Annotated in this window: 5 protein-coding genes; 2 read left to right on the top strand and 3 right to left on the bottom strand. The window is 70.7% G+C overall.

The genetic code is table 11. The annotated features are described in order from the left end of the window. Positions 1-38: 38 nt before the first annotated feature. From ACFUUZ_RS24360 to ACFUUZ_RS24350, 3 genes are all read right to left on the bottom strand, one after another. Positions 39-1,505, bottom strand: a complete 1,467-nt coding sequence (locus tag ACFUUZ_RS24360; RefSeq protein WP_378699959.1) for an MDR family MFS transporter — start codon at positions 1,503-1,505, stop codon at positions 39-41. 225 nt (positions 1,506-1,730) lie between these two features. After that, positions 1,731-2,621, bottom strand: a complete 891-nt coding sequence (locus ACFUUZ_RS24355; protein WP_378699957.1) for a cutinase family protein — start codon at positions 2,619-2,621, stop codon at positions 1,731-1,733. Between the two features lie 74 nt (positions 2,622-2,695). Continuing rightward, positions 2,696-3,937: an oxygenase MpaB family protein gene (locus ACFUUZ_RS24350; protein WP_378699955.1), complete on the bottom strand. Its 1,242-nt coding sequence runs from the start codon at positions 3,935-3,937 to the stop codon at positions 2,696-2,698. Between the two features lie 347 nt (positions 3,938-4,284). On the opposite strand from ACFUUZ_RS24350, the gene ACFUUZ_RS24345 reads away from it, so the two are divergent. Next, positions 4,285-4,947, top strand: coding sequence for a TetR/AcrR family transcriptional regulator (locus tag ACFUUZ_RS24345; RefSeq protein WP_378699953.1), 663 nt, complete (start codon positions 4,285-4,287; stop codon positions 4,945-4,947). Next, a complete protein-coding gene (locus ACFUUZ_RS24340; RefSeq protein ID WP_378699951.1) occupies positions 4,898-6,118 on the top strand; it encodes an oxygenase MpaB family protein in 1,221 nt (406 codons plus the stop codon). Before ACFUUZ_RS24345 ends, ACFUUZ_RS24340 begins: the two co-directional genes overlap by 50 nt. Positions 6,119-6,126 lie beyond the last annotated feature (8 nt).

Genomic DNA, 6,126 nt, shown 5'->3' with positions numbered 1-6,126 from the left:
GGCCCCGGCTGCCGGAACAGCCGGGGTCGCCGCGGGCCTCAGCCCTTGACCAGTTCGGGCGGGGTCGCCTCGAACTCCCCCTCGACGTCCTCCTCGACCGTGGCCCGGCCGGGCAGCAGGACCGCGGCCACCACCACGATCAGCGCGAGCGCCGCGGAGACCAGGAAGGCGAGGCGGGTGCCGTCGAGGTGCGCGGCGACCGCGTCGGCGCCGTCCTCGATCAGTGCGCTGCTGCGCGCGGACATCACGGTGATCACCAGCGCGGTGCCGAAGGCGGCCGCCACCTGCTGCAGGGTGGCGAGCATGGAGCTGCCGTGCGAGTACAGGTGCTGGGAGAGCGCGCCGAGCCCGAGCGTGAAGACCGGGGTGAAGGTGGCCGCCAGCGCGAGCATGAGCAGGATGTGCCACGCGAGCAGCTGCCAGTACGGCGTGGTCATGGTGATCCGGCTGAAGCCGGCCAGCGACACCGCGATGCCGACCGCGCCCGGGATCACCAGCCAGCGGCCGCCGAAGCGGTCGAAGAGCCTGCCGACGGTCGGGCCGAGCAGCCCCATGGCGAGCCCGCCCGGCATGACCAGCAGGCCGGTGGCGAGCGGGCTGAGCCCGCGCAGGTTCTGCAGGTAGAGCGGGAGCAGGATCATCGAGCCCATCATGGCCAGGAACGCCACCGCCATCAGGACCAGCGCCTTGGTGTAGGTGCCCGCCAGCAGGACCCGGAGGTCGAGCAGCGGGATCCCGGTGCGCTGCAGCCGGACCTGGCGCAGCGCGAACACCGCGATCAGGGCGATGCCGCCGCCGACGATGAGCGCGGGGACTGTGTAGTCGCCGCTCTCGAAGCGGCTCAGCCCGAAGACCAGCCCGCCGAAGCCGAGCGCCGCGAGCACCACGCTGAGCACATCGATCGAACCGGCCTCCGGCTCGCCGACATTGCGCAGCTGCCGCAGCCCGAGCCAGGTCACCAGCCCCGCGATCGGCAGCACCAGCACGAAGAGCCAGCGCCACGACCCGACCTGCAGCACCAGCCCGGAGAGCACCGGCCCCATGGCGGGCGCCACCGAGATGGCCAGCGTGACATTGCCCATCACCCGGCCGCGGTCCTGCTCCGGCACCACGGTCATCAGCGTGGTCATCAGCAGCGGCATCATGACGGCGGTGCCGCCCGCCTGCACGACCCGGCCGATCAGCAGCACCTCGAAGGTCGGCGCGGCCGCGGAGAGCGCGGTGCCCGCCAGGAAGACCGCCATCGCCGTCGCGTAGGCCTGCCTGGTGGTGACGCGCTGCAGGAACCAGCCGGTCGCCGGGATGACCGCGGCCATGGTGAGCATGAACGCGGTGGAGACCCACTGCGCGGCGCGGTCGTCGACGTGCAGATCCGCCATCAGCCGCGGGATCGCGTTGATCATGATCGTCTCGTTCAGGATCACCACGAAGGTGGCGAGCACCAGCACCCGGATGACGAGCGGGGTCCGGCCCTTCGGTATGGGCACTGCGGTTTCGACGGGCATGGGCACCTCCGGGGGCGGAACGTCGGCAAGGTCTGGGCTGACCCGTGGCCGCGGCACCGAACTCCCCGCCGGCGCCACAGCGGTTCAGACGGTATGCACCGGTCGAACTCATCGGGTGCCGGTCAGTATTCCGCCGGGCACCGACAGACCGCATCCGATTTTTCGCCCCGACCGACGCAGAACGCCCCCGGCAGGGAGGGCCGGGGGCGTTCGGAGCGCGGGGGATCAGCCGCGCAGTACCTGGATGAGCCGCTGCCGCAGCCAGCTCAGTGCGGTCACCCCGCCGGGCGCCACGCTGTAGCTGGCGTACGACTGGTGGATGCCGGACTTCAGGAAGTCGTCCACCTGCTGCTTGCGCTCGTCGTAGGCGTTGGAGTTGAGCTGATCGGCGAGCAGGCCCCAGCCGCCCGCGGCGAAGGCGTCGCTGAGCAGCTCGCCCGCCTGGTACTGGTAGCTGCCGATCTTGGACGGATCCGGGTTGGAGAGCTGCACCGCGAACCCGGCCAACCGGCCCGCGAAGTCACCGTCCGGCATGGCGCAGTACAGGTCGCCCTCGATGCAGAAGGTGTACGTCGCCGGGCTGAGCCAGCCGAAGCCGTTCACCCTGGGCCCGACCGCGCCCGCGCCGGAGACCGGCGCGCCGATCAGCGCGTCGGTGGGCGAGCGGCGCGGGTCGGAGACCAACCCGACCAGCGCCACCCGGTTGGCGGGGACGACGGTGATGCCGGTGCCGATCTCGGCCGCGACGTCACCGGCCGCGTCCGCGCCCTGGCTGTAGCCGAGCAGCGCGATCTTGGTGTCGGCACAGGCCAGCGCCATCGCCTGGACGGCGCCGCGGGCACCGTCGACGGCCTCGGCCTTGGAGCGGCCGTAGACCTCGCCCTCCCAGGGGAAGGCGGTCGCGGCGTAGTGGATGTAGTCCACCCGGACGTCGCCGGGCAGCCCCTCCGCCGCCAGGCCGAGGATCCCGCGCCCTGGATCCTCCTTCGACGTCTCCCAGGTGCCAGGGACCGCCACCACGTACAGCTCCGGGCAGCCGCCCGGAGCCGCCGAGGCGACGGGGCTCTGGGCGAGCAGCGCACTCGACACCGCGGTGGCCGCACAGAGGGCGGCCATCGATTTCCACCGTGCAAGCATCATGGTCTCCATGTCGTCTCGAGAAGCATCCCTCGTGTGCCCCGAGTCCCCGACTACCTCGGCGGCACGCTCATGTCACGGTTCATGGTAGGGATCTCGATGCTCAACGGCATCCTGAGTTCCGACAGGTAGACCAGCGCGAACTGGCGAAGGAACTCGTCGAAGAGCCAGTAGGCGTCCGGCGCCAGCGGCACGATCGGCAAGAGCCCTTCACGGACGGCGACGAACGGGCCCCAGGAGACGTCGAGCAGCGTCTCCCAGACCGGCTCGCGCGCGATCTGCAGATCGTCGGCGAGGCGGTCGCCGAGGATGAAGCGGGTGAACGCGCCGAGCACGCCCTTGGACAGGATCGCCAGGTCCAGGTTGTTGCCGAGGTGCAGCAGCCGGTCGGCGAGCTTGATGCCCTCGGGGGTGGCCGCGACGACCGGGTCCAGGGTCTGCGCGGCCTGGGCGTTGGCCTGGTCCCACGAGTTCGGGATGTACTCGTCGCGGATGCCGAGCATGTGCGCGCAGACCTGCCACGAGTGCAGGAACGCGTCCGACTCGTGCACCGGGATCGGCACCCCCCAGGCCGTCAGGTGCCGCATGACGGTGGTCGGCAGGCTGTGCCAGGTGACCATCATGTCCTGCTGGCTGATCGGGATCTGCTCCTGGGCCGAGCTCACCCAGTGCGGCGACTGCGGCAGCAGGTGCCGCACGCCGGAGTGCGCCAGCCTGGTCTTGACGCAGGTCACGATCATCTCGCCGTCGGGGGCGTAGGCGTTGTTCGAGCCGATGTCGTAGCCCAGCTTGGCGGTCTTGGAGATGCGGTCCTTGAGGTCCTGGCCGCCCTTGGAGTAGTAGACCGCCTTGGCCTCCTTCGGGATGACCGTCGACATCATGCCGGAGGCCAGGCCGTAGAGGACGCCGAGGTAGAGCCCGCGCTTCTTGTTGAACTCGATCGCGGTGTTCAGCTTGCCCTGGTCCGCCCAGGCGGGCATCTGCCGGTTGCGCTCGATGAAGTCGTGCAGATCGGCGGGCAGCCCTGCGGGCAGCGGCTGCGAGTTGCGGGTCCAGGTGCGCAGCACCGCGTTGATCGCGGGGACCTCGCCGCGATCGATCAGCGAGGCGACCAGCTGGTCGGACTCCGGGTCCCAGACCGTCATCGGATCGGCGCCGTCACCACTGCCCGCCACCGAGCCGTCCGGCGTCCACGTCCACGGCACCGCGCGGGCCGGGGCCACCGTCGCCAGGGCGCCGACCGCGCCGAGCGCCCCACCGACCTTCAGTGCGTTGCGCCTACTGAATCCATCCATGTCGCTACTCCTCGTCGAGTTCCTGCACGCCCCGACCGCCGGGAATCTCGTGCCTCATGAACCGGAATAGTCAGTAACTTAGCAGGGTTCGGTTGTGGGCGACAGACTTTCCCAGATTTTGGGCAACGGCCACCCCCAGTTCCCCGAGAAATACCGTTGAACAGTCACTTTGGTGACGAACATGTTGCGGTCTACGGAGGGCCAACACTGCCGCGTCAACCCGGGGAGAGCCCCGAATAGGCGGTAACGTCGCAGTTGCACCGAGCGGAAACCGACCGCCCCGCACCGCCGGAGCGGCGCGGCGGGCCGCGATTGACACAATGAAACAGCTTTTGGATACTCGTTACATGCCGGAGCGGTACGACAGCGTGGACGAGTCGATCATGGACGCCGCGCTCGACCGGATCCTCCAGGTGGGGATCCGCCGCGCCAGCCTGGAGGACATCGCGCGCCGCGCGGGCATCAACCGGATCACCATCCACCGCCGCTTCGCGGGCAAGGACAACCTCGTCGAGGCGGTGCTGCAGCGCGAGACCAGGCGGATGCTGGCCGAGGTCACCGCGATCGCCACCACCGCGCAGGGGGTGGAGGCGCAGCTCGAGGAGACGATCCTGTACGTCCTGCTGCAGACCGGGATCCACCGGTTGGTCACCCAGCTGCTGCGGGTCGCGCCGGAGGAGGCGCTCGGCTTCTACACCGTGCAGGGCGAGCGGCTGGTCGCGATCGGCATCGACTACATCGTCGGCATGCTCACGCACGCCCAGGAGGCCGGGCTGGTGGCCCGCTACGATCCGCGGCCGGTCGCGGAACTCGTGGCCCGCCTGGCCCATTCGCTCATGCTGACGCCGGGCGGCGGCAGCGTGGACTTCACCGATCCGGAGCTGGCCCGCGCCTTCGTCCGGCATTCCCTCGTGCCGCTCATGAAGCACGGCATCGCCACCACCACCGAGGAAGTCACCGATGACGACGACCGCGCCCGTTCCCAGCCGACACCCGGAAAGGCCACGTAAGGCCCCCGGTCTCGGCCCGTTCGCCCTGCTGCTCGGCATCGGGAAGCCGAGCGCCGAGCGCTGGCGGCAGCTCGGCGAGTCGCTGCTCGTCGGCGACGAGCCGATGGACCGGCTGGTCGACTGGATGTACGCCGAGGGGATGCGGAGCACCCGCCCGCTCTTCGAGCAGGCGCTGCGCACCGGGATCGACAGCGTGCCGGAGGCGCCGGAGCCGCTGCGCGCCTTCTTCACCGCGGTCGAGGCGACCCCGGACTGGGTCGACCCCGAGCTGCTGCGCCGCGGCGAGCGGGTCTTCCGCTCCGGCGGCACCGACGGGCTCTACTTCGCCCGCGACGTCTCCTTCCTCGGCGGCTACCTGGCCTCCGGCTTCAACAAGACGCTGCTGCGCACCGGCGCGCTGGAGAAGGGGCCCGCCCAGCGCTTCGCCGAGACGCTGCAGTGGGCGATGGACGTCGCCACCGAGAACGGGATGGCGAAGTTCGGCCGGGGGTACCGCTCCACGCTGCACGTGCGGCTCATCCACGGGCTGGTGCGCAGGCACGTGGCCGGCATGCCGGACTGGCGCGGCGACGAGTGGGGGCTGCCGATCAACCAGACCGACATGGCGGCCACCCTGGTCGGCGCGCTGCTGGCGCCGTTCGTTGGGGGCATGGCGCTCGGCATCATCCCCAGCCGGGCCGACACCGCCGCGGCGGCGCACCTGACCCGCTACGTCGGCTGGCTGATCGGCGTCAGGGACGAGTGGCTGCCGACCGACTTCCGGGACGGCGTCGGCATCCTCTACCACTGCCTCAGCGCCATCACGAACCCGGACGACACCAGCAGGCAGCTCGCGCTCCCCATGGCCGACGACCCGCTGGACTGGCACTACCCCAACCTGCCCGAGCTGCGCGGAAAGATCGCCCGCTCCCAGCACCTCTCGATCACCAGCGCGTTCCTCGGCCCGAAGGCCATGCGGACGCTCGGCCTGCCCGCGCACCTGCCGTGGTACCCGGCGCTGCGCATCCCGGTGAACCTGGCGCGCAGCGCGCTGGTGCGGGTGGTGCCCGGTGGCGTCGACCGCGCCGCGGTCAAGGGCAGGAGCGAGCAGGAAGAGTTCCTGCGGCTGCTGATCGGCGAGACCGAGGCGACCATCGGCGAATCCGCGCCGCCGCACGCGCGGATCGCCTGACGGCCGAT

Source organism: Nocardia sp. NPDC057353, assembly GCF_042667085.1.
Classification (GTDB): domain Bacteria; phylum Actinomycetota; class Actinomycetes; order Mycobacteriales; family Mycobacteriaceae; genus Nocardia.
The sequence above is the reverse complement of the archived record's forward strand: the minus strand, read 5'-3'. Positions and strand labels throughout refer to the sequence as shown.